Below are 22,208 nucleotides of genomic sequence, written 5' to 3' on the forward strand. Positions count from 1 at the left end.
TCCTCAACTCAATTTGCCATGACATTGCTTGTACTTCTTGCCTGAACCGCAAGGGCAAGGTTCGTTCCGACCCACTTTCTGAGTTTGACGCGTCTGCGGTTGAGCGGAGGCTTTGGCTTGAGGTTGTTCGGCGTTATTGCCTTCTGTGTCTGCCATCGCCGATGCCTGAGCGTGCTGGAAACGCATTCGAGCCATTGCGGCTTCACGACGTTTACGCTCTTCTTCAGCGGCTTCTTCCGGCGTTCTGACTTTGACGTTGGACAAGATACGAATGGTATCGGCCTTAACCTGCTCCAGCATCGACTGGAACAACTCAAAGGATTCACGCTTATATTCCTGCTTGGGATTACGCTGCGCATAACCACGCAGATGGATGCCCTGACGCAGGTGATCCATGTTGTACAGGTGCTCTTTCCAGTGTTGATCGAGCACTTGCAACATGACCTGTTTTTCAAACTGACGCAGCGCTTGCGCTCCAGCGGCAGCCTCTTTCTCTTTGTAACGATCGTGAACAGCCTGCTGAATGCGTTCACGAATGCCTTCTTCACTGAGGTGATCGTCCTCATCCAGCCATTTCTGGACCGGCAACTCGACGGCAAACTCACGCTGCAGGGCCTTTTCCAGCTCAGCTATATCCCACTGTTCAGGCAGGCTTTGTGGTGGCACGTAATAGCTGATTTCTGAATCGACGATTTCAGTACGAATGTTGTCGACGACATCTTCAATGGATTCTGACGCCATCAAATCATCACGTTGCTGATAGACAACCTGACGCTGATCATTAGCCACGTCATCGTATTCCAGCAACTGCTTACGAATATCAAAGTTGCGGTTTTCAACCTTGCGCTGTGCTTTCTCGATGGCATTGGTCACCATACGTGCTTCGATGGCTTCGCCTTCTTTCATGCCCAGCGACTGCATCATGCCTTTCATGCGCGGCGGCATAAAAATTCGCATAAGGTTGTCTTCCATCGACAGGAAGAACCGCGATGAACCAGCATCGCCTTGACGACCAGCACGGCCACGCAACTGGTTATCGATGCGTCGACTTTCGTGCCGCTCGGTACCGATAATGTGCAAACCACCGGCATCAAGAACCTGCTGGTTTAACGTTTTCCACTCAGCCTGGAGCTTATCTAGGTCAGCCTGAGACGGGTTCTCCAGCTTGTCCGCTTCGGTTTTCCAGTTGCCACCCAGTACAATATCCGTGCCCCGGCCAGCCATGTTCGTGGCAATAGTAACGGCACCTGGGCGACCTGCCTGAGCAATAACATCGGCTTCGCGATCATGCTGCTTGGCGTTGAGTACATTGTGCTCAATCTTGGATTTTGTCAGCGCTTCAGAAATACGCTCTGATGCATCGACAGATGCTGTGCCCACCAAGACCGGACGACCTTTATCGCGCTCGGCGATAATGTCTTCGATAACGGCGTTGTATTTTTCCGCTTCGGTCAGATAAATCAGATCGTTTTTATCGACTCGGGTAATGGGTTTATTCGTGGGGATAACCACCACGTCCAGCCCGTAAATCTGGTTTAACTCAAACGCTTCGGTGTCTGCTGTGCCGGTCATACCGGACAACTTGTCGTACAGGCGGAAGTAGTTCTGAAAGGTGGTCGATGCGAGCGTCTGGTTTTCCTTTTGTACCGTCAGCCCTTCTTTGGCTTCAACCGCCTGGTGCAGACCATCACTCCAGCGACGACCGGGCATTGTCCGACCCGTGTGCTCATCAACAATGACGACCTGGCCATCTTGTACAATGTAATCAACATTGCGCTGGAACAGGTGATGCGCCTTCAAGCCCGCAGTCACATGATGGAATAGCAAGAGGTTATGCGGTGCATAAAGCGATTCACCTTCGGGCAATAAACCACCTTGCTGCAACAGGCTTTCAACTTTTTCGTGCCCTTGTTCAGTCAACTCAATGGTGCGGTTCTTTTCGTCAACCATAAAGTCGCCTGGCTTGGCGTCTTCACCTTCATTTGCCTCGAAGGCGCGCTGAAGCTTCGGAATCAACTTATTGATTTGCAGATAGCGTTCGCTGGAGTCTTCTGCTGCACCGGAGATGATCAGTGGCGTCCGGGCTTCATCGATCAAGATGGAGTCAACTTCATCAACAATGCCAAACGGCTGTCCCCGTTGATATTTATCCGCCAGGCTGAATGCCATGTTGTCGCGCAGATAATCGAAACCAAATTCGTTATTGGTCCCGTATGTAATATCAGCTTCGTAAGCCGCACGTTTTTGTGCAGGGTCCTGACGCGAAACGACCACACCCACCGTCATTCCCAGCGCTTCATAAAGCGGGCGCATCCAGTCGGAGTCACGCTGTGCCAGGTAGTCGTTTACGGTGATAACGTGTACGCCTTTGGCTGGCAAGGCGTTTAAATAAACCGCCAAAGTTGCCACCAACGTCTTGCCCTCGCCAGTTTTCATTTCGGCAATCTTGCCAGCATGCAATACCATGCCACCAATCATCTGCACATCGAAATGACGCAGCCCCAGCGCTCGTTGGCTGGCTTCGCGCACCAGCGCAAAAGCTTCCGGCAGTATGGCGTTGAGTGTTTCGCCTTGCTCCAGACGCTGGCGGAACTGTGCGGTTTTCTCTCGAATACCATCATCAGTCAGCGCCTGCATATCAGGCTCAAGAGCATTAATACGTTGAACTAAGCGGCTCAACCGCTTTACTTCGCGGTCGTTCTTGGTACCGACCACCTTACGGATCAGAGAGGTGAACATAGGAATGTGTCGTTTTTGGATTCGATTCAAAGACTTAAGTGGTGGCCCACTATACTGACTGCAAGTGCATTTGTCTTTGAAATTGGCGAAGAATCGCCATCAGGATGTTATCAAATCAGGAGGGAGACATATTGGGCCGAGTACAGGCTGTACTCGACCCAAACTATTTAGAAGCGTGCAACACGGTTAATGTATTCCGCCGGATCGACTGAGCGACCACGATGGTGCACTTCAAAGTGAGTATGCGGACCGGTTGAACGACCTGTACTGCCCATCAAAGCAATCACATCGTTCTTTTTAACCACATCACCCACATTAACCAGAACTTCTTTGGCGTGTGCGTAGCGAGTCACATAGCCATTACCGTGATTAATTTCGACCATGTTGCCATAGCCGTAACGCTCACTGGCCCAAGTAACAACGCCTGCTGCCACTGCAATAATGTTAGAACCATCCTTGCCAGCAAAGTCGACACCATCGTGCCAAGCAACATCACCGGTAAAAGGATCGTTACGATAACCGTAGCGAGAGCTCATCCAGCCTCGCTCAATGGGACGACCAGCGACAAAGGTTGCCGACTGAATCTTACGATCACCTAACAAAGAATTGAGCACTGACAACTGCTGTTCGCGGTCATCAATCATTGAAGAGAGACTGTCCAGCGCGCCCACAATATCCGGTGGTGTATAGCTGCCTGCTTCGGTTTCAGGACCACCTACACCTGGCGGAATGGTGAAATCAAACTCACCGTCATCCAGCTCAGCAACGTCAACCAGACGCTCACCCAACGCATCTAAGCGCGTCAGGCGCGATTGCAACTCCGCCAGTTTTACCGTCAGAGCACGAATCTGCTCTTCAGTATGTTCACGAGTACGGTCCAGCTCGCTTTCCTGACTGACCAGGCGCTGTTGCCATTGCTTAACGGCCTGAATATCGATGATGGAAGGCTCGCTGGCTCGAATCCACTGAATCGACAAAACAGCCAAAGTAACCAAACTGACGACACCGAGTGCCAGCATCGTCACCAAAGCAGAAAATGTAACCGTACGTGACCGACCGTGCCGTCGGCTAACCACTATGATGTTCATACCGCAGTACTACCTAGCTCGTTGCCAGAACGGGCGCGTAAGCGATGGGCACGGATTCAGCCTCGCCCTCCTCAAAGGTCACAAACTCCCAAGCGTCTTCTTGCTTGAGGAGCTCGCGCAGAAGGAGGTTGTTTAGACCGTGACCGGATTTCACACCTGTGAAACGACCAATCAGACTATGGCCCAACAGATACAGATCGCCAATCGCGTCCAACACCTTGTGTTTGACGAATTCATCTTCGTACCGCAGACCATCTTCATTCAGTATCTTGTAGTCGTCAACCGCAATAGCGTTATTAACGCTGGCACCTAAGGCCAGGTTGTTCGCTCGCAAGTATTCAAAGTCGCGCATAAAGCCGAACGTTCGAGCCCGGCTGATCTCTTTTACGAACGCTGTTGTGGAAAAATCCAACTCGGCGGTCTGAGCACGATCACGAAATACCGGGTGATCAAAATCGATGGTAAAGCGCACAGCAAAACCGTCATAAGGTTCGAAGCGAGCTTCTTTGTCGCCATCAATAATGGATACCGGCTTGGTGATACGAATGAAGCGCTTAGCCTTGGATTGCTCTTCAATACCGGCGGATTGCAGCAGGAAGACGAACGGGCCTGCACTGCCATCCATAATCGGGACTTCAGCAGCACTGACTTCAATATAAGCATTATCAACACCCAGGCCGGCACAGGCGGACAACAAATGTTCGACCGTGTCGATGCTCACATCACCCTGCACTAACGTCGTGGACAAAGTGGTATCGCCCACATTCAGGGCATGAGCAGGAATTTCCACCACCGGATCCAGATCGGTGCGGCAGAATACGATACCAGTGTCCACTGGCGCTGGTTTCAGCGTCAGGTACACCTTTTTGCCTGAATGCAGGCCCACGCCAGTGGCGCGAATGGTGTTTTTCAGAGTGCGTTGCTTAACCATGGGGTGAATTGACCCTATAAAGTAAGTGGTTCCTTAGCCTGGGGCCTGCGGAATACCGTCTAGCTGTTCCAAGAGCCGGCATTCTAGCAGAACCGAAGCTGTGCACAAATGGTGCGCTGCACAACTATTAACCAGTTCTCAGTCTGCTTGACGCCGCAGAAAGGCCGGGATGTCCAAATAATCCAGATCTTTCGCACTGCGAACGGGCTTAGCGTCCTCTTCTGGGGCGGCCGGCTGAGCGTTACGCACCGCGGTGGGGCGCTCCAGCTTTTTATAGTCGACACTGCCATCCGATTTACGCGTGTTGTCCACGGCAACCTGTGGCTTGGCGGCCCGAGCTTCGCCCTGACCAATGCCTGTTGCAACCACCGTTACCCGAACTTCATCTTTCAGCTCAGGATCAATAACCGTGCCAACAACGACGGTCGCTTCTTCTGATGCGAATTCTTCAATGGTATTACCCACCTCGGTAAATTCGTCCAGCCCCAGATCCACACCTGCTGAGATATTCACCAAAATACCGCGGGCACCGGTCAGGTCGACGTCTTCCAGCAGCGGACTGCGAATCGCCATCTCGGCGGCACGGGCAGCACGGTTCTCACCCGATGCGATACCCGACCCCATCATCGCCATGCCCATTTCAGACATCACAGTGCGGACGTCGGCAAAGTCGAGGTTGATGGTGCCCGGACGAACGATCAAATCCGCCACGCCCTGTACGGCATTTTGCAACACATTGTTCGCCTCAGAGAACGCTTCGAGCAGGGTGACGTTCTTACCCAGCACGGTCAGCAGCTTCTCGTTCGGGATGGTGATCAACGAATCGACGCTTTCACGCAACAATTCCAGACCTTCCATCGCCACCTTCATACGACGGCGGCCTTCGAACGGGAATGGTTTGGTCACTACAGCAACCGCCAAAATTCCCAGGTCGCGGGCGACTTCAGCCACCACAGGAGCAGCACCAGTGCCCGTACCGCCGCCCATGCCGGCAGTGATGAACACCATGTCCGCACCTTTAAGGACTTCAGCGATGCGCTCACGGTCTTCCAATGCCGCTTGACGACCCACTTCCGGATTAGCACCTGCACCCAAACCACGGGTAATGCCATTACCCAGCTGCAGTTGAGTGGTCGCGCCAACGCCACGCAATGCCTGGGCATCGGTATTGGCGCAGATAAATTCGACGCCATCGATCTTTGATTCCAGCATGTGGCGCACGGCGTTACCACCACCACCACCACAACCAAAGACCTTGATGACTGCGGATTGCGGCTGTTCATCGACCAGCGTGAACATGTCGCCACCGTTCATGTCGGTATCATAATTGGACATCTTCCTGCTCCTATCCTCGTTTTATTCAATCGAGCGTTACGCCCGAGCCCTGAATTCTGTTGTTAACTGCGTCATTAAAAATTGTCTGCGACCCATTGCTTAAAGCGCGCCCAGCCACCCAAGTCATCGTCTGAGTTTCTGCCCTTGGCGACGGCCTGCCCGCCACCGCTGGTACGCAGTTGCTTTAAGCCGTACTGCAATAACCCCACACCGGTCGCATGGATGGGATTGGAGACCACGTCCGACAAACCGGAAACGCCCTGAGGCGTCGCCAGACGAACGGGCACATGAAACACTTCCTCAGCCAGTTCAACAGCACCTTCCATCTTGGCGGTGCCACCGGTCAGCACGATGCCGGCCGGAATCATGTCTTCGAAACCACTGCGACGCAGTTCTGCCTTGACCAGGTTGAACAGCTCCTCATACCGCGGCTCAACCACTTCGGCCAACGCCTGACGGGTCAGTTCGCGCGGGCTGCGATCGCCTACCGAAGGCACCTTGATGGTTTCATGCTCACCGGCCAGCTGTGAGAGCGCGCAGGCGTACTTGATCTTGATTTCCTCGGCGTGCTGCGTCGGTGTCGCAAACGCCATAGCAATGTCGTTGGTGACCTGATCACCGGCGATGGGAATCACCGCGGTGTGGCGAATAGCCCCTTCGGTGAAAATTGCCATATCGGTCGTGCCGCCACCGATGTCGACCATGCAAACACCCAGCTCTTTCTCGTCATCCGTAAGCACGGACTGCGATGACGCCAACTGCTCCAGAATGATCTGATCGACTTCCAATCCACAGCGACGCACACACTTCTCGATGTTCTGAACGGCATTCTGCGCTCCGGTTACCAGATGCACCTTGGCCTCCAGACGCACACCGAACATCCCCAGCGGCTCTTTGATGCCTTCCTGGTTATCGATGATGTATTCCTGCGGCAGGATGTGCAGGATCTTCTGATCCGCCGGAATCGCTACCGCCTGAGCCGCATCGATCACCCGCTCCAAGTCCGCTTCGATCACTTCTTTTTCTTTGATCGCAACAATGCCGTGACTGTTCAGGCTGCTGATGTGGCTGCCCGCAATACCGACATAGACCGAATGGATATCACACCCGGACATCAACTCCGCTTCTTCCACGGCGCGCTGAATGCTCTGCACAGTGGACTCGATATTAACCACCACGCCCTTTTTCAAACCGCGTGACGGATGCGAGCCAAGGCCGACGATTTCGATCCCGCCTTCAGCCGTCACCGTGCCAACAATGGCAACGACCTTGGACGTGCCAATGTCCAGCCCGACGATCAATTTTCCTTTAAAAGGCGATGTCATGATTCACCTCATGCCGATGGTTCGTTGTCAGCTCGCCGCCCGACGGCCACACCGTTCGGGTAACGAGCATCAATGTATTCAATGTCATCCAATTCCAGCGGGCGCCGCTCCAACAACGCCACCACCCGGGTGGTGCGATCGAGCATGTCACTGGACCCCAGCGCCACCTGAATACCGTTATCCAATTGCAAATCCCAGGCACCGCGCGGATGCATGCGCACTCCCGCGAGCCGAACACCCGAATCAACAAAGACCCGGGAATATTGCAGGTACTGATCCATGACTCGCTTGGCCTGGCCATTGGGGCCTCGTAAATCGGCCAACACCAAATCGGCCACCGGGCGCGACAACGGCTCGCCGTCACTGTTCAAAACCTGCTCACCATTCCAACGTGCCACCGGTTGATGCTCTTCAATGCGAAGCTGCAACTGATCCGGCCAAGTTTTGCTGACCATGGCCTGAGCAACCCAGGGCAACGCTTCAACCTCTTTGCGCACGGCCTCTGGGGAAATCAGCAGCAGGCTGCGACCTTGGTACTGCGCCAAGACAGCGTCCAGTTCAGCCCGGCTTTGGTACACCATCACCTCATCCACAGACCAATGTTGCAGTGCCATAGGCTGCCAGCTGACTTCAAAACCCAGCACCCAGCGCCCGGCACTGATCAACAGTGCCAACACCACACCGCCAGCCAGGGCACGCAGCCCGTAGCGCAGCGGTTTACGCCAGTTCAGCGGCCGCCGCCTTAAGGTGGCGCCCTGTTTACGCTTGCGCGCATCACTCAAGAGGGCGTTCCTACCGTAGCCAGAATTTCATGCATCAATTGCGGCAGCTCCCAGCCGTGAGCACGTGACGCCTTCGGCACCAGACTGTGATCGGTCATGCCTGGAATGGTATTGACCTCCAATACCATGGCCTGACCGGCCGCATCCATCATCAGATCGACCCGACCCCAGCCCTCACAACCCAAGGCACGAAACGCCTGCAGTGCCAGTGACTGCACCTCGGCTTCGCGCGCTTCGCTCAAACCGCAGGGCAGAAAATAGCGGGTGTCATCCGAGACGTACTTCGCCTGGTAGTCATAAAACCTATTCGCGGCTTCCAGACGAATAGCCGGCAAGGCCAGGTCACCGACAATGCCGACGGTGTATTCACTGCCAGCAATAAACTGTTCAATCATCACTTCACTGTCGAAACGGAAGGCTTCCGTACAGGCGGCGGCCAACTGCTCGGCCGTATCGACACGACTCATGCCGATACTGGAACCTTCGTGCACCGGCTTAACCATGACCGGATAGTCCAGTTGTGTTTGCACCACTTCGCGCTCGGCATCAGAGCGAATCACCGCAAACGGTGGGGTCGCGATACCAGCACTGGAAAACACCCACTTAGAGCGCAATTTATCCATCGCCAACGCCGAACCGAGCACACCGCTTCCGACATAAGGCAGGCCATACCATTCGAGCAGTCCCTGTAACTGACCATCCTCGCCGCCACGGCCGTGTAACATCGGGAAGACCACATCAACATTCAGCTGACTGACCCAATCCACCAACGACGATTTATCGGTGACGTCCAAAGTAACAACGTCATAGCCCGCATCGCGCAACGCTTGAATGACGGTCATGCCACTGTTCAACGCAACGTCGCGCTCGGCCGACATACCGCCGTATGGCACCGCCACTCGCTGAAACTTTTTACCCGCCGTCATGCTTTAAACCCCAGCTGAGCCTGAGCAATTTCTACCGACAACGCACCGATATCACCGGCACCTTGAGTGAGCAGCAAATCGCCATCACGCAGAACGTCTGGCAGGGCCTCCAGTACTTTGTCGCGATGTTCAATAAAGATGGGCTCCACCTTGCCGCGCATACGCAAGCTGCGGCTCAGGCTACGTCCATCGGCACCGGGAATGGGTTCTTCGCCCGCAGCGTAAACATCGAGCAGCAAGAGTGCGTCGACCTTGGACAGCACATCGACAAAGTCTTCGTAGAGATCGCGGGTCCGGCTGTAACGGTGTGGTTGAAACAGCACCACCAAACGTTTATCGGGCCAGCCACGACGAATGGCATCAAAGGTCACCGCCAGCTCGCGCGGATGATGGCCGTAATCATCGACCAGCATCACCTTGCCGTCCGGAATGCTGTACTCGCCCTGCACCTGGAAGCGGCGGCCTACGCCGTCAAATTCGTTCAAGCCTTCCTGAATACCGCTATCGGATACGCCTTCATCGCTGGCGACGGCAATCACCGCCAACGCATTCAACACGTTATGGTCGCCTGGCATGCGCAGCGCGATATCCAGAGCCGGCATATCACTCGGACGCTCGACGCGAAAACGCGTCACCATGCCTTCCTGCTGAATGTCGACAGCGCGGTAATCTGCCTCTTCACTAAAGCCATAGGTGACGAACTGACGGCTCAGTCGCGGCAGGATGGAACGCACGTGTTCATCATCGATGCACAACACCGCCAGACCATAAAACGGCAGGTTGTGCAGGAATTGGATGTAGGTATCTTTTAAGCGTTCAAAATCGCCGTCATAGGTGTCCATATGATCGGCATCAATATTGGTGACAATGGTGGTCATCGGTTGCAGGTGCAAAAAGGACGCATCGCTCTCATCGGCTTCGGCCACCAGATAACGACTGTTGCCCAAACGCGCATTAGCACCGGCGCTGTTCAATTTGCCACCAATCACAAAGGTCGGGTCCAGGCCGCCTTTGGCCATTACGGACGCCATCAGAGAAGTGGTCGTGGTTTTACCGTGGGTACCCGCTACTGCAATGCCGTGGCGATAGCGCATCAATTCCGCCAGCATTTCGGCGCGGCGAACGACCGGCACGCGACGGTCCAATGCCCATTTCACTTCCGGGTTTGCCGGATTGATGGCGCTTGATACGACCACTACATCCGCACCACTGACGTTGCTTTCGTCGTGACCGTAATACACCGTCATACCCAGCTCTTCGAGCCGGTTGGTGACGGCACTGCGCTTCAAATCGGATCCACTGATGGCATAACCCTGGTTATGCAACACTTCCGCAATACCGCACATGCCAGCACCACCGATACCGATAAAATGAATGCGACGAATGCGGCGCATCTCCGGGATCGGAAATTCCTGGCCATTGTTTAAATCCAGACGCGTCATGCGGCTTGCTCCACTAATATTTCATCAACGACTCGAACCACTCGGCGAGCCGAATCGCGTATTCCCAGACGCCAACTTTGCTGCGCGCCTGCCTTCAATTCATCACGATGGTTGTGCCAATAGCGCAACCGTTCACTCAAACTCTCGGCGGTTAAATCCGCCTGATCGCACAGCTCCGCAGCCTGCTCGTCCACCAGCCATTGTGCATTGCGATACTGCTGACGATCCTTATGCCACGGATACGGCACCAGCAGGCTGTACACACCCACCGCTGCTAATTCCGATACCGTTGACGCACCACTGCGGCAAATCACCAAGTCAGCCCAGCCATAGGCCTTGGCCATATCATCAACAAACTCAACCACGCTGGCGTCAACACCCGCGGCGCGATAGGCCGCCACGGTATCGTCAGCCTTAGCTCGCCCCGCCTGATGCCAAATCTCCGGTTGTTGCGCTGTCGACAGCTGAGCCACCGCCGCCGGCACAGTTTCATTCAATGCCTGGGCACCCTGGCTGCCACCCATCACCAAAACCCGCAAACGACCATGACCGCCTAAACCGCGTTCGGCTGGAGACGGCAAGGCCGTTAACGCAGCGCGTACCGGATTACCAACCACCTCGACGTCACCAACAAAGGTGCGCGGAAAGGCTTGCAACAGGCGCGTCGCTCGTTTCGCCAGGCGAGCGTTGGTTAAACCCGGGACACCATTTTGTTCGTGCAATATAAGCGGCACGCCACGCAACAAGGCGGCGACACCACCCGGTGCTGAGGCATAGCCACCAAAGCCAATCACCGCCGCCGGTTTTAATCGGCCGAGCAAACCCAGCGCCTGCAACAAGGCACGCGCCAGATTGAACGGCGCGATCAATTTGCGCAGCAATCCACCGCCCTGCCAGGCCGTTACACCCAGGGTGTGCAAATCAAAACCCGCGCGCGGTACCAGATCAGATTCCATGCCTCGGCGCGCACCCAGCCAACTGACTTGATAGCCAGCATCCTGCAACGCCTCAGCGACGGCCATCGCCGGAAAAATATGCCCACCGGTGCCGCCGGCCATGATCAAAATGCGTTTCATGACGTGGCCTCCTCGGTGTCGCGCGCGAGCGATTCGTTGTAGACGCGATTGACCAGCGCCAGCAACGACAAACACAACAGCAGACTGGTACCACCGGACGATAAGAACGGCAGCGTCAGCCCCTTGGTCGGTAACAAGCCGGTATTCACACCGATGTTGATCAGCACCTGAATGGCGAACAGCAAACCAATGCCATAGCTGACAAAAGCGCCAAACAAATAGCCTTTGCGTTCGGCCAGGCGAGCGATAAAAAACATCCGCTGAATCAAAATCCCGAACAGCACCAGCACGGCCAGCACACCAATCAGACCCAGCTCTTCACCGATAATGGCGAGAATAAAATCGTTATGGGCTTCGGGCAGATAAAACAGTTTCTGCATCGAATTACCCAGGCCAACACCGAACCATTCGCCACGACCAAAGGCGATCAGCGATTGCGTCAACTGATAGCCACTGCCATACACATTCTCGGCCGACCAGGGGTCCAAAAACGCCAGAACGCGTCGCACCCGATACGTCTGCGACAACACCATCACAGTAATGGCACCACCGGCCGCCACTATCGCCAGGAAAAACTGACCGGCTTTCACACCGCCCAAAAACAACATGCCGAGAATGGTGCCCAACACCACCACCACCGTGCCGAAATCCGGCTCCAGCAACAGCAGCATGATCATCACCGACATCACCGCCAGTGGTTTAATAAAACCGGACAACTGCGTCATCACTTCATCGCGTCGGCGCACCAGATAAGCGGACACATACAGAATGATCGCGCCCTTACCGAGCTCCGATGGCTGGAAACCCACCGGCCCCAAGTCAATCCAGCGCCAGCTGCCTTTCACTTCGCGACCGATACCGGGAATCAGAACCAGCACCAACAAGAACAATGAGGCGATCAAAAACACGCCGCTCAATCGCTGCCACACCACCATTGGCACTACCGACACCAGCGCGGCGAGCGACACACCCAGCGTCAGATACACCAGGTGACGCATCGTATAGTGGTAAGGCACTCCAAAATTTTGCTGGCTGATATCAATGGACGCCGAAGCAATCATCACCACGCCCAGAATCAGCAGCGAAAAGGCGCTGCCCAGCAACCAGCGATCACCGCGCCACAGCGGCTGATAGGCGGCACCAAGACGATCTGTCAGCAACGGTAAACTGCGTGCTTGAGCGGTCATGACAGAGCCTCCACCTGAGCGCGGAAGACGTCACCGCGATGCTCAAAATTGCGGAACTGATCGAAACTCGCGCAGGCCGGTGACAACAACACAGTGTCGCCTTCAATGGCTTGCGAGACTGCTGCGGCAAAAGCGTCTTCCATGCGCTCGACTCTTTGCGTCAACGGTCCGATCACACTGGCCAACACATCGCCGTCTTCGCCATACGCAAACACCGACTTGCATAACTCATTCACCGGTTTGGTTAACGGGGCAAAATCGGCGTCTTTGCCCTGCCCACCGACCAGCAGAATCAAGCGACCTGGGGCTTCACGGCCCAAGCCTTCGACGGCGGCCAGCGTTGCACCGACATTGGTGCCTTTAGAGTCGTTGACGTAACGCACACCGGCTTTGGTCGCCACCCACTCACAGCGATGAGGCAAGCCTTTAAAACTGCGCAACGATTCCAACATCGCTACGTGCGGCAAATCCACCGCCGAACCCAACGCCAGACTGGCCAGAGCGTTCACCAGGTTGTGTCGACCCGGCAAAGCCACTTCACGACTGGGCAATAACGGCTGATCACCCTGGGCCAACCACTCTTCTCCGTCGTGCTGCACCAGACCGAAATGACCTGCAGCCGGCTGATCCAAACCGAACGACACCTCCGGCGTTTCCAGCGGCGTCTGTGTCAACGCATCCGCTCGGTTAAACACCACCTGCTTAGCGCCGCGATAGATACGCAACTTGGCTTCACGATAGGCGTCAAAGCTGTCGTAGCGATCCAGATGGTCTTCGCTGACGTTTAAAATGGTCGCCACATCGGAAATCATCGGCGGCAGCAGTTCCAGTTGAAAACTGGACAGTTCCAGAATCGCCAGATCGGCCGGTTCTTCCAATAACTCCAACGCTGGCTTACCCAGATTGCCGCCCACCACATAAGCCTGACGTGACAGGCGCGCCATATCCGCGACCCAGGAAGTGACGGTGGATTTGGCGTTGGAGCCGGTAATCAATACCAGCCGCCCGTCAAACGCCTGATGAAACAATTCAATATCCGAGGTTACCGGTACACCGGCATCAATAGCGGCCTTAATCGCCGGCGTGGCCAAAGGCACTCCCGGGCTCATCACCAAGATGTCAGCTTGCTTTAATTGATCTGCCGAAAACGCGCCGGTGGTCAATTCGACTTCCGGGAAATCCCGTTGCAACACATCTCGGCCCGGTGGCTCGGCCCGGCTGTCGACCACAGCAACGCCTTGGCCGCGCGCGCGCAAAAAGCGCACACAGGACAAGCCTGTTGCGCCTAAGCCGACGACCAGATAATCGCGTTGTGCCGTGATCGGTTTCATCTCAACGAATCTTCAACGTAGCCAGTCCGATCAACACCAAAATAACGGTGAGGATCCAGAAACGAACAATGACCCGAGGCTCGGGCCAACCCTTTAATTCATAGTGGTGATGCAAAGGCGCCATGCGGAAAATTCGGCGCCCGGTTAACTTGAATGACGCTACCTGCAAAATGACCGACAGCGTCTCAGCCACGAAGACACCGCCCATGATGAACAGCACTAATTCCTGGCGCACAATCACCGCTATGACACCCAGTGCAGCGCCCAACGCCAGCGAACCGACATCGCCCATAAACACCTGAGCCGGATAGGTGTTAAACCACAAGAATCCAAGACCCGCACCGACCAGAGCGCCACAGAAAACAATCAATTCGCCGGCGCCAAACACATAAGGAATCTGCAGGTATTCGGAATAAACACTGTTACCGGCGGCGTATGCGAAAACACCTAACGCACCGGCAATGAGTACCGTGGGCAAAATGGCCAGACCATCCAGACCATCGGTCAGGTTTACCGCGTTAGAAGTACCGACAATGACAAAGTAAGTCAGCACCACAAAGAAGCCGCCCAGGGTGATCGCAACCTCTTTAAAGAATGGCACATACAGCGTGTTTTCAACCACTCCACCGGCGGTTAAAAACAAGGCCAATGCGGCACCGAGACCGAACATTGATTGCGCCAAATATTTGGTGCGCGCCGGCAAGCCTTTGCTGTTGCGTTTAACCACTTTGAGGTAATCGTCAACCCAGCCAATAACACCGAAACCGGCGGTCACGCCGATGGTGATCCAGACATAGCGATTACTCAGATCGGACCACAACAAGGCCGACGCAATAATAGAAATCAGAATCAAAGCACCGCCCATGGTTGGCGTGCCAGCTTTGCTTAAATGGGTTTGCGGGCCATCGCTGCGTACCGACTGACCAATTTGATATTGACGCAACGTACGAATCAGCCAGGGCCCCAACAATAAGGACACGCCCAGCGCTGTCAGCACTCCAAAGATGGCGCGCAGCGTCAGGTATTGCAGCACGCCAAAGCCGCTGTGCAATTCCATTAAATAGGGCGTTAACCAAACAAACATCAAGGTTTCCTTTTCAGGGTTTCAACAACCCTTTCCATGCCTGCGCTGCGTGATCCTTTCACTAACACCGCAGTGGTTTTAGTCAGACGCGATGACAATGCCGCCACCAACGATTCAATCGAATTAAAATGTTCGCCGCCAAAGGACGCGCTGGCCGAAGCCGATAAGGGGCCGACTGTCCACAGATCACGAACCTTGCCTTGGGCGTATTCACCAACCTGGGCATGCAAGCTGACCGCGTCTTCGCCCAACTCAGCCATGTCACCCAAAATCAGCAGAGTGTCATCACTGCTAGGCGACAACACCTCGATCGCCGCACGTACCGATGCGGGATTGGCGTTATAGGAATCGTCGATCAACAGGCCACCGTGCTGAGACGGCAACGGCTGCAACCGACCCGGCTCAGGCTGCATCGACGCCAGCCCTTCACGAATCGCCTCCGGCGACATCCCCGCAACCCAGGCAGTTGCAGCGGCGGCGGCGGCGTTTATTGCCATATGCCGACCCAGCATCAACCAACTTACAGACAGTTCTCCGGCCGGCAGTAGCAAACGAAACGCAGACCCGGTCGCGGTGGTTTCATAATCCAGCAACCGAACATCGGCCTGATCGGTTTCACCAAAGCTGATGACCGAACGCGACCCGGCACGTTCAAACCACTGTTCAAAGGCCGGGTCATCTCGGTTCAAAATGCAATAACCGTCCGGTAGCGTGCCCTCAATGATTTCGCCCTTAGCAAGACGCACTCCGGCCAAACCACCAAAACCTTCAGCATGCGCTTCAGAGGCATTCAACAGCAGACTGACATGCGGCTGACTGAAACCAGCGGTCCAGGCAATTTCACCCTGAGCATTGGCACCCAGCTCCAATAACACCCGACGATGCTCCGCGCCGATTCGATACCAGGTTTTAGGCACACCGATGTCATTATTGAAGTTGCCTTGAGTTGCTAACAGACCGGGCTGTTGCGCAAAAATGTGTTGCAGCATGGCGCGTGTCGATGTCTTGCCAGCGCTGCCAGTCAGGGCAACCACCTGACCCGTAAATGCCTGCCGCAACAGACCGGCCAGCTGACCCAATGCCAAACGGGTATTAGGTACAATAATTTGCGGCAAAGTCGTGTTCTGTTCTTGCTCAACAACCAATGCGGAAGCGCCCTGGTCAATGGCGGCCTCAACATAGGCGTGGCCATCAAAATGCTCGCCGTTCAGGGCAACATAACTATCGCCGGGCGACAACGAACGACTGTCGGTAGATACCTGCGTTATCACCGCATCGCTGCCGACCAGTTGACCACCAGCGGCTGCCGCCCATTGGCTCAGGCTCGGTTCAGTCCACATGCTGAGCCTCCAGCCAATCGCGCACCGTTTGCTGATCGGAGAAGTCGTGACGCACACCGGAAATTTCCTGATACGCCTCGTGACCTTTACCCGCGATTAGAATCACGTCGTTTTCACCGCTGCGACCGAGGGTGTCGACAATGGCATCGTGTCGGTCAGCAATCACAGTCACCGCCTCAGGAGCGCTAAAACCAGCGCGAATATCGGCCAAAATGCTGGCTGACGATTCTGAACGCGGGTTGTCATCGGTAATCACCACAAAATCTGCACTGGCTTCCGCAACCGCCGCCATTTCTGGCCGCTTGCCTTTATCACGATCGCCACCGCAACCGAACACAACACCCAGGCGGCCTTCCACATGATCGCGACAAGCGCTTAACGCTTTCTCCAGCGCATCCGGTGTATGGGCATAGTCCACCACCACCGTCGGACCGCCTTCGATCAATAATTTTTCCATGCGTCCACTGACCGGACGCAGGTTTGACAGAACACGCGCCGCCGTTGACAGCGGCACGTCTTCACACAACAACACGGCAAACGCCGCCAGCGCATTGCTCAGATTAAAACGCCCCAGCAATGGCAAATTCAGTTCGGTTTCACCCCAGGGCGTTGCAACGCGCGCGTCCAAACCCGTGGGATGGCAACGCGATGCCAGCACACGAACATCGGCTTGTGCATCTTCGCCATAGGTCAGTACGCGCTGCGCGCGAATGTTGTCTTTATGCGTACGAACCCAGTCGTCATCGAGGTTGACCACAGCATTCACCAAACCCGGCCACTGGAATAAGCGCCATTTGGCGTTGCCATAATTTTCCATGGTGCCGTGGTAATCGAGGTGATCCCGACTGAGGTTAGTGAACACCGCGGTGCGATAACGGACGCTGTCTACACGACCCTGATCGAGCCCGTGCGACGATACTTCCATCGCCGAATATCGGCCGCCTTGCACCCATTGACGCGATAATTCTTTGTGCAATCGAATCACATCAGGCGTGGTGTTTTGCGTTTGTTGCAACGCGCCCCACAAGCCCTGACCGTTGGTACCAATAATGCCGCAGCGACGACCCAGGAAATCCAGCGACTGAGCAATGTACTGACAGGTCGATGTCTTACCGTTGGTGCCGGTAATACCGATCACGCCTAACTGTTCAGACGGCGCATCAAAGAAACGATGCGCCAGCTCACCCAATTCACTGCGTAATTGCGGGAGCACAATGATCGGAACGTCACGCTCGCCGATAGAGCGTTCAGCCAATACGGCAACTGCACCAGCCTGAATGGCCTCGTCGATGTAGTCATGACCGTCGAACGACGCACCCGCCAACGCCACAAAGACACTGCCGCGACGCACTTCGCGACTGTCCAGCGTTAAATCGAGCGCTTTAATACCCGTCAGTTCGGAATGCTCAGGCAACCAGGTCGACAGCACTTTCATGAGCCTGCCTCCTGCAAACGCGCCTGGGCCGGAATGCGATCCGGCTGAATACCCAACAATGGCAAGGCCTGATTCATAATGCCGCGAAATACCGGCGCCGGAACTTCACCTCCGTAATAGTGATCCGTGGGTGGTTCGTTAATGACAACCACGGTAATCACTTGCGGGTCGTGCGCCGGTGCGATGCCTACAAACGACGAGATGTATTTTTGATCTTCGTAACCCTGAGCGCCGACTTTATGAACCGTACCGGTCTTGCCCGCCACGCTGTACCAGTCCAGCGCGGCCCGGCTGCCCGTACCAGCGGGCGTGACGACGGTTTCCATCATGGTCAGCACTTCGTGCGCGACTTCCGGAGAAACCACCTGCTCACCGGGCTGTACTGGCGTGTCGAGCAAAATACGAGCGTTCACCCGGCGCCCATCGTTGGCCAGAGTGGCATAAGCCTGAGCCAGCTGCAGCGGCGTTACTGCCAAACCATAGCCGTAGGACATAGCACCCTGTTCAACCGGATGCCAGCTCAGAGGGTTGGGTAACCGTCCGGTCGCTTCGCCGGGATAACCAATGCCCGTAGTCTGCCCAAAGCCCAGTCCATAGAAGGTTTCCCACATCTGCTGACCATCAAGCTGCATCGCCACGCGAGCCATACCGACATTGCTCGATTTGGTGATGATGCCCGTCATGTCGAGCTGACCGTAATTGCGAAAATCGCGAATGGTGTACTCACCCAATCGCAAATAACCGGGTGCTGTATCGATGACATCGGCCGGGCTGAATTGCCCGCTGGATAAAGCCGTCGCCATGCTCAGCGGCTTCATCACCGAGCCCGGTTCAAACTGATCGGTCATGGAGCGATTGCGTGTCGACGCTGGCAGTAACTGAGCCCGGTCATTGGGGTTAAACCCAGGCTGATTCACCATCGCCAGAACGTCACCGGTACTCACATCCATCACCACCGCCGAACCGCCGCGCGCACCGTATTGCGTCACCGCTTTTTTCAATTCGCGATAGGCCAGATACTGCAAGCGCAAATCAATGGTCAGACTGAGATCACGACCCGGTTGCGGGGCCTGCAACTCACCCACATCGCGTACGGCGCGACCGAGCAAATCTCGAATCACTTCTTTGCGGCCGGGCTCGGAACGCAGCTCGTTTTCGAACGCCAACTCAACGCCTTCCTGTCCGTGATCGTCGACATCGGTAAAGCCAACGACGTGCGCTGCCACTTCACCGGCCGGATAGAACCGCTTGTATTCGGTCAGGCCGTACACACCGGCAATACCACGATCGAGAATCTGCTCAGCCACTTCCGGCGCCAGATGGCGACTGACGTACATAAAGGCGCGATGTTGCTGGCGACGCGCCGCCAACGTTCTAGCTGACACCTGCGCCGCCTCGGCAAGCGCGGGTATGTCTTCTTCGCGTAACTCGCGCGGGTCAGCCCAAACAGACACGACCGGCGTACTCACCGCGACCGGCTCACCATGACGATCCGTCAACATGCCGCGCGGCGCATTCACCACTTCAATGCGTTGCCAGCGTGACGTGCCCTGATCGATCAGAAAATCTTTGTCGAGCACCTGCAAACTGACCACGCGCCATACGACCAGAAGCACCAAAGCTCCCAGTACGGTTTGCACGAAATAAAAACGCCAGTTCGCCAACATCAGCGGCTTGCCCCTTGCTCGGATTGCGCCCGGCCCAACCAACGCACCTGATCATCACCGGGCTCTGTCATCTGTAATTGCTCACGCGCCAAACGCTCGACTCGCGCTGGCGATGAAAACGCACTTTCTTCCAACAACAGCCGACCCCACTGCTCTTCGAGCGCCTGGCTTTGCTGACGCATCGACTCCAGCTGGGCATAACGCACCCGGCTCTGGTAGGTCCCCATAACCACGGCGAAGGCTGAAATCAGCACCAACACCAGCAGCAACAGCGTTACCAAACGTCGAGGCCAGGCCGTTGCCATTACAACTTCTCTGCCACTCTCAAAGTGGCACTGCGTGAACGCTGGTTCACGGCGGTTTCCGCTGCACTGGGCCGTATCGCTTTACCCACACGCTTCATACTTTTTTCAATGGCGCTTTCGGGAATCGGCAAGCCCGGCGGTAATTCAGGCCCCTGCTCGGCTTCACGCATAAATTGCTTCACCGCCCGGTCTTCCAAGCTGTGAAAGCTGATCACAGCCAGACGACCGCCCGGCGCTAAAATCTCAACGGCATCGGCCAACAACCGATCCAGATCACTCAGTTCGTTGTTAATGTGAATCCGAATGGCCTGGAAACTGCGCGTGGCCGGGTGCTTGTGTCGCTCCCAAGCCGGATGCGCCTGAGCAATAACTTCCGCCAACTGCAACGTCCGCGTCAGTGGCTGTTCGTCGCGTGCGCGCAAAATGGCGCGCGCAATGCGGCGGCTGTAACGCTCATCGCCATAGCGATACAACACATTTGCCAAATCGGTTTCACCAACATGGGCAATCCAATCGGCCGCACTTTCGCCCTGGCTCGGGTCCATGCGCATATCTAAAGGACCGTCTGAGCGAAAACTGAACCCACGTTCAGCGTCGTCCAACTGCGGTGACGACACGCCCAAGTCCAGCAACAAACCTCGCACCTGACCGACCAAACCCAGCGCCTGCAACTGCACTTTCAAGTCGGCAAAGCTGGCGTGACAGACGGTGACTCGCGCGTCATCTCTGGCCAGTTGCTCAGCCTGTTCAATGGCCTGCGGGTCTTTATCGACCACCACCAGTCGACCATCGCTCGCCAAGCGCGTCAGCAGCAGTCGACTGTGACCACCACGACCAAAGGTGCCATCCACATAAACGCCGTCGTCGACCGCCAATGCCGCCACAGATTCCTGCAGCAACACCGTTTCATGACTGAACTGACCCGACTCAACGGTCACAATGAAATTTGCTCCAATTCGGCAGTGAGCGTTTCCGCATCACCGGCTTCATCCAGATAGGCGTCCCGCGTTTGCGCCCACTGTTCTTCGGACCAGAGCTCAAACTTATTACCCTGACCCAACAACACGACTTTCTTATCCAGTTCGGCGTAATCGCGCAGCGGCGGCGGTACCAGAACACGACCAGAAGCATCCATCTCGACGTCAGTGGCATGACCAACCAATAAACGCTGAATGCGGCGCGCCGCTTTGTTGAAACTGGATAAAGCAGAAATCTTTTCCTGAATCACTTCCCATTCAGGCAGCGGATAAATCAGCAAGCAGCGAGCTTCGGTATCAATCGTGGTGACCAAGGCGCCTTCGGCCATTGACTGCAGCAGGGCGCGATAACGACTGGGCACAGCAATACGACCCTTGGCGTCTAACGCCAGGGTATGTACGCCCCGCAACATCATCGTTTGTGTCCCAGCCATAGAGGTCTGTTCCGCTGCTTGATTCCTGACGCTGAGTTAGTGGTTACTTACATCCCCAAAAACCCACTTTCCGCCACTTTTCTCCACAATGCGACACTATAGGAGTGGCAACAGCCACAAGCAAGTGGTCACTAGCCGGGAAAGCCAAAAAAAAAGCAGGTAAAACAGAAGCTTACGAAGTGGATCACAGTCCCCAGAAAAAAGTTAGCAAACACTAACTGCGCAAAGAGGCGTGCAGCGGATGAGTTAGCCGCGAAAGTTAAAGTGGATTGTTAAGTAAAAGATTGTTTTCGAATAAAAAGGAGAGAAAAGATAACCAAGAGAAGTTAAAAGCGGCCTGCCATGCAGGAACTTGGTTAAGAAGAGAGACGGGAGACGCTAAACAAGCATCTGCCATCCGCGCAGCGTGCGTCTAGCGTCTCCCGTTCGGAAAAAAGGCGAACTGGCCGATAAGCCGGGTTCTGTCGTGGACAGTCATTCATCTAGCCCGGACGTCACCGTCCGGGTCAAGCAGCCTACCCGGTCCCAGCGCGGGCCGCGCCTTAATGGGACTCTATTTGGCCTTGCTCCAGGTGGGGTTTACCATCGCCGACTCTGTTACCAGAGCCGCGGTGCGCTCTTACCGCACCTTTTCACCCTTACCATCCGCAAGCGAATGGCGGTTTCCTTTCTGCTGCACTTTCCGTCGGCTTTCGCCGCCCAGACGTTATCTGGCACCCTGCCCTATGGAGCCCGGACTTTCCTCCCCTTCTTTCGAAGCGGCGACTGCCTGGCCAGCTCGCGCCGGGCACAATACGGGTTTGC

At 55.5% G+C, this 22,208-nt stretch carries 18 protein-coding genes and 1 other RNA gene; all 19 read right to left on the bottom strand.

Annotated features, from left to right (window positions below; genetic code table 11):
• Nucleotides 1–3 precede the first annotated feature (3 nt).
• Nucleotides 4–2,739, bottom strand: coding sequence for a preprotein translocase subunit SecA (secA, locus tag BGP77_RS00580; protein ID WP_108162789.1), 2,736 nt, complete (start codon nt 2,737–2,739; stop codon nt 4–6).
• Between the two features lie 167 nt (nt 2,740–2,906).
• Nucleotides 2,907–3,827 (bottom strand): M23 family metallopeptidase, encoded by a 921-nt coding sequence (locus tag BGP77_RS00585; RefSeq protein ID WP_108162790.1) that lies wholly within the window; start codon nt 3,825–3,827, stop codon nt 2,907–2,909.
• A gap of 13 nt (nt 3,828–3,840) precedes the next feature.
• Nucleotides 3,841–4,758 (bottom strand): UDP-3-O-acyl-N-acetylglucosamine deacetylase, encoded by a 918-nt coding sequence (lpxC, locus tag BGP77_RS00590; RefSeq protein WP_108162791.1) that lies wholly within the window; start codon nt 4,756–4,758, stop codon nt 3,841–3,843.
• Nucleotides 4,759–4,896: 138 nt separating this feature from the next.
• Nucleotides 4,897–6,057, bottom strand: a complete 1,161-nt coding sequence (gene ftsZ, locus BGP77_RS00595; protein ID WP_108162896.1) for a cell division protein FtsZ — start codon at nt 6,055–6,057, stop codon at nt 4,897–4,899.
• 110 nt (nt 6,058–6,167) lie between these two features.
• Nucleotides 6,168–7,418 (bottom strand): cell division protein FtsA, encoded by a 1,251-nt coding sequence (gene ftsA, locus BGP77_RS00600; RefSeq protein WP_108162792.1) that lies wholly within the window; start codon nt 7,416–7,418, stop codon nt 6,168–6,170.
• Between the two features lie 8 nt (nt 7,419–7,426).
• Entirely contained in the window at nt 7,427–8,200 is a 774-nt protein-coding gene (locus BGP77_RS00605; RefSeq protein WP_108162793.1) for a cell division protein FtsQ/DivIB, read from the bottom strand.
• Nucleotides 8,197–9,126, bottom strand: a complete 930-nt coding sequence (locus BGP77_RS00610) for a D-alanine--D-alanine ligase (protein ID WP_108162794.1) — start codon at nt 9,124–9,126, stop codon at nt 8,197–8,199. Before BGP77_RS00610 ends, BGP77_RS00605 begins: the two co-directional genes overlap by 4 nt.
• Entirely contained in the window at nt 9,123–10,568 is a 1,446-nt protein-coding gene (murC, locus tag BGP77_RS00615) for a UDP-N-acetylmuramate--L-alanine ligase (protein ID WP_108162795.1), read from the bottom strand. Before murC ends, BGP77_RS00610 begins: the two co-directional genes overlap by 4 nt.
• Nucleotides 10,565–11,644: an undecaprenyldiphospho-muramoylpentapeptide beta-N-acetylglucosaminyltransferase gene (murG, locus tag BGP77_RS00620; RefSeq protein WP_108162796.1), complete on the bottom strand. Its 1,080-nt coding sequence runs from the start codon at nt 11,642–11,644 to the stop codon at nt 10,565–10,567. The genes murC and murG overlap by 4 nt, the downstream gene beginning before the upstream one ends.
• Nucleotides 11,641–12,831, bottom strand: a complete 1,191-nt coding sequence (ftsW, locus tag BGP77_RS00625) for a putative lipid II flippase FtsW (protein WP_108162797.1) — start codon at nt 12,829–12,831, stop codon at nt 11,641–11,643. Before ftsW ends, murG begins: the two co-directional genes overlap by 4 nt.
• Complete coding sequence (murD, locus tag BGP77_RS00630; protein WP_108162798.1) at nt 12,828–14,162, bottom strand: UDP-N-acetylmuramoyl-L-alanine--D-glutamate ligase; 1,335 nt, start codon at nt 14,160–14,162, stop codon at nt 12,828–12,830. Before murD ends, ftsW begins: the two co-directional genes overlap by 4 nt.
• 1 nt (nt 14,163) lies before the next feature.
• Nucleotides 14,164–15,246 (bottom strand): phospho-N-acetylmuramoyl-pentapeptide-transferase, encoded by a 1,083-nt coding sequence (gene mraY / locus BGP77_RS00635; RefSeq protein ID WP_108162799.1) that lies wholly within the window; start codon nt 15,244–15,246, stop codon nt 14,164–14,166.
• The gene (gene murF / locus BGP77_RS00640; protein ID WP_108162800.1) at nt 15,246–16,586 is read right to left on the bottom strand and encodes a UDP-N-acetylmuramoyl-tripeptide--D-alanyl-D-alanine ligase; all 1,341 of its coding nucleotides are present in this window, start codon (nt 16,584–16,586) and stop codon (nt 15,246–15,248) included. The genes mraY and murF overlap by 1 nt, the downstream gene beginning before the upstream one ends.
• Nucleotides 16,576–18,021 (bottom strand): UDP-N-acetylmuramoyl-L-alanyl-D-glutamate--2,6-diaminopimelate ligase, encoded by a 1,446-nt coding sequence (locus BGP77_RS00645; RefSeq protein ID WP_108162801.1) that lies wholly within the window; start codon nt 18,019–18,021, stop codon nt 16,576–16,578. The genes murF and BGP77_RS00645 overlap by 11 nt, the downstream gene beginning before the upstream one ends.
• Entirely contained in the window at nt 18,018–19,688 is a 1,671-nt protein-coding gene (locus BGP77_RS00650; RefSeq protein WP_108162802.1) for a penicillin-binding protein 2, read from the bottom strand. Before BGP77_RS00650 ends, BGP77_RS00645 begins: the two co-directional genes overlap by 4 nt.
• Nucleotides 19,688–19,993, bottom strand: coding sequence for a cell division protein FtsL (ftsL, locus tag BGP77_RS00655; RefSeq protein WP_108162803.1), 306 nt, complete (start codon nt 19,991–19,993; stop codon nt 19,688–19,690). The genes BGP77_RS00650 and ftsL overlap by 1 nt, the downstream gene beginning before the upstream one ends.
• Complete coding sequence (gene rsmH, locus BGP77_RS00660) at nt 19,993–20,931, bottom strand: 16S rRNA (cytosine(1402)-N(4))-methyltransferase RsmH (protein ID WP_108162804.1); 939 nt, start codon at nt 20,929–20,931, stop codon at nt 19,993–19,995. The genes ftsL and rsmH overlap by 1 nt, the downstream gene beginning before the upstream one ends.
• A complete protein-coding gene (gene mraZ / locus BGP77_RS00665; RefSeq protein ID WP_108162897.1) occupies nt 20,928–21,383 on the bottom strand; it encodes a division/cell wall cluster transcriptional repressor MraZ in 456 nt (151 codons plus the stop codon). The genes rsmH and mraZ overlap by 4 nt, the downstream gene beginning before the upstream one ends.
• Before the next feature lie 455 nt (nt 21,384–21,838).
• Nucleotides 21,839–22,185: RNase P RNA component class A (gene rnpB / locus BGP77_RS00670), an RNA gene on the bottom strand.
• Nucleotides 22,186–22,208: the final 23 nt, after the last annotated feature.

It is taken from the genome of Saccharospirillum sp. MSK14-1, assembly GCF_003054965.1.
Lineage (GTDB): Bacteria > Pseudomonadota > Gammaproteobacteria > Pseudomonadales > Natronospirillaceae > Saccharospirillum.

Coding starts and splice junctions, on each gene's coding strand:
- ftsL (WP_108162803.1), bottom strand. CDS start 19,993: ATGGCAACGGCCTGGCCTCGACGTTTGGTAACGCTGTTGCTGCTGGTG.
- mraY (WP_108162799.1), bottom strand. CDS start 15,246: ATGTTTGTTTGGTTAACGCCCTATTTAATGGAATTGCACAGCGGCTTT.
- BGP77_RS00610 (WP_108162794.1), bottom strand. CDS start 9,126: ATGACGGCGGGTAAAAAGTTTCAGCGAGTGGCGGTGCCATACGGCGGT.
- BGP77_RS00645 (WP_108162801.1), bottom strand. CDS start 18,021: ATGAAAGTGCTGTCGACCTGGTTGCCTGAGCATTCCGAACTGACGGGT.
- murC (WP_108162795.1), bottom strand. CDS start 10,568: ATGACGCGTCTGGATTTAAACAATGGCCAGGAATTTCCGATCCCGGAG.
- ftsA (WP_108162792.1), bottom strand. CDS start 7,418: ATGACATCGCCTTTTAAAGGAAAATTGATCGTCGGGCTGGACATTGGC.
- ftsW (WP_108162797.1), bottom strand. CDS start 12,831: ATGACCGCTCAAGCACGCAGTTTACCGTTGCTGACAGATCGTCTTGGT.
- secA (WP_108162789.1), bottom strand. CDS start 2,739: ATGTTCACCTCTCTGATCCGTAAGGTGGTCGGTACCAAGAACGACCGC.
- murG (WP_108162796.1), bottom strand. CDS start 11,644: ATGAAACGCATTTTGATCATGGCCGGCGGCACCGGTGGGCATATTTTT.
- BGP77_RS00585 (WP_108162790.1), bottom strand. CDS start 3,827: ATGAACATCATAGTGGTTAGCCGACGGCACGGTCGGTCACGTACGGTT.
- BGP77_RS00650 (WP_108162802.1), bottom strand. CDS start 19,688: ATGTTGGCGAACTGGCGTTTTTATTTCGTGCAAACCGTACTGGGAGCT.
- murF (WP_108162800.1), bottom strand. CDS start 16,586: ATGTGGACTGAACCGAGCCTGAGCCAATGGGCGGCAGCCGCTGGTGGT.
- murD (WP_108162798.1), bottom strand. CDS start 14,162: ATGAAACCGATCACGGCACAACGCGATTATCTGGTCGTCGGCTTAGGC.
- ftsZ (WP_108162896.1), bottom strand. CDS start 6,057: ATGTTCACGCTGGTCGATGAACAGCCGCAATCCGCAGTCATCAAGGTC.
- mraZ (WP_108162897.1), bottom strand. CDS start 21,383: ATGTTGCGGGGCGTACATACCCTGGCGTTAGACGCCAAGGGTCGTATT.
- lpxC (WP_108162791.1), bottom strand. CDS start 4,758: ATGGTTAAGCAACGCACTCTGAAAAACACCATTCGCGCCACTGGCGTG.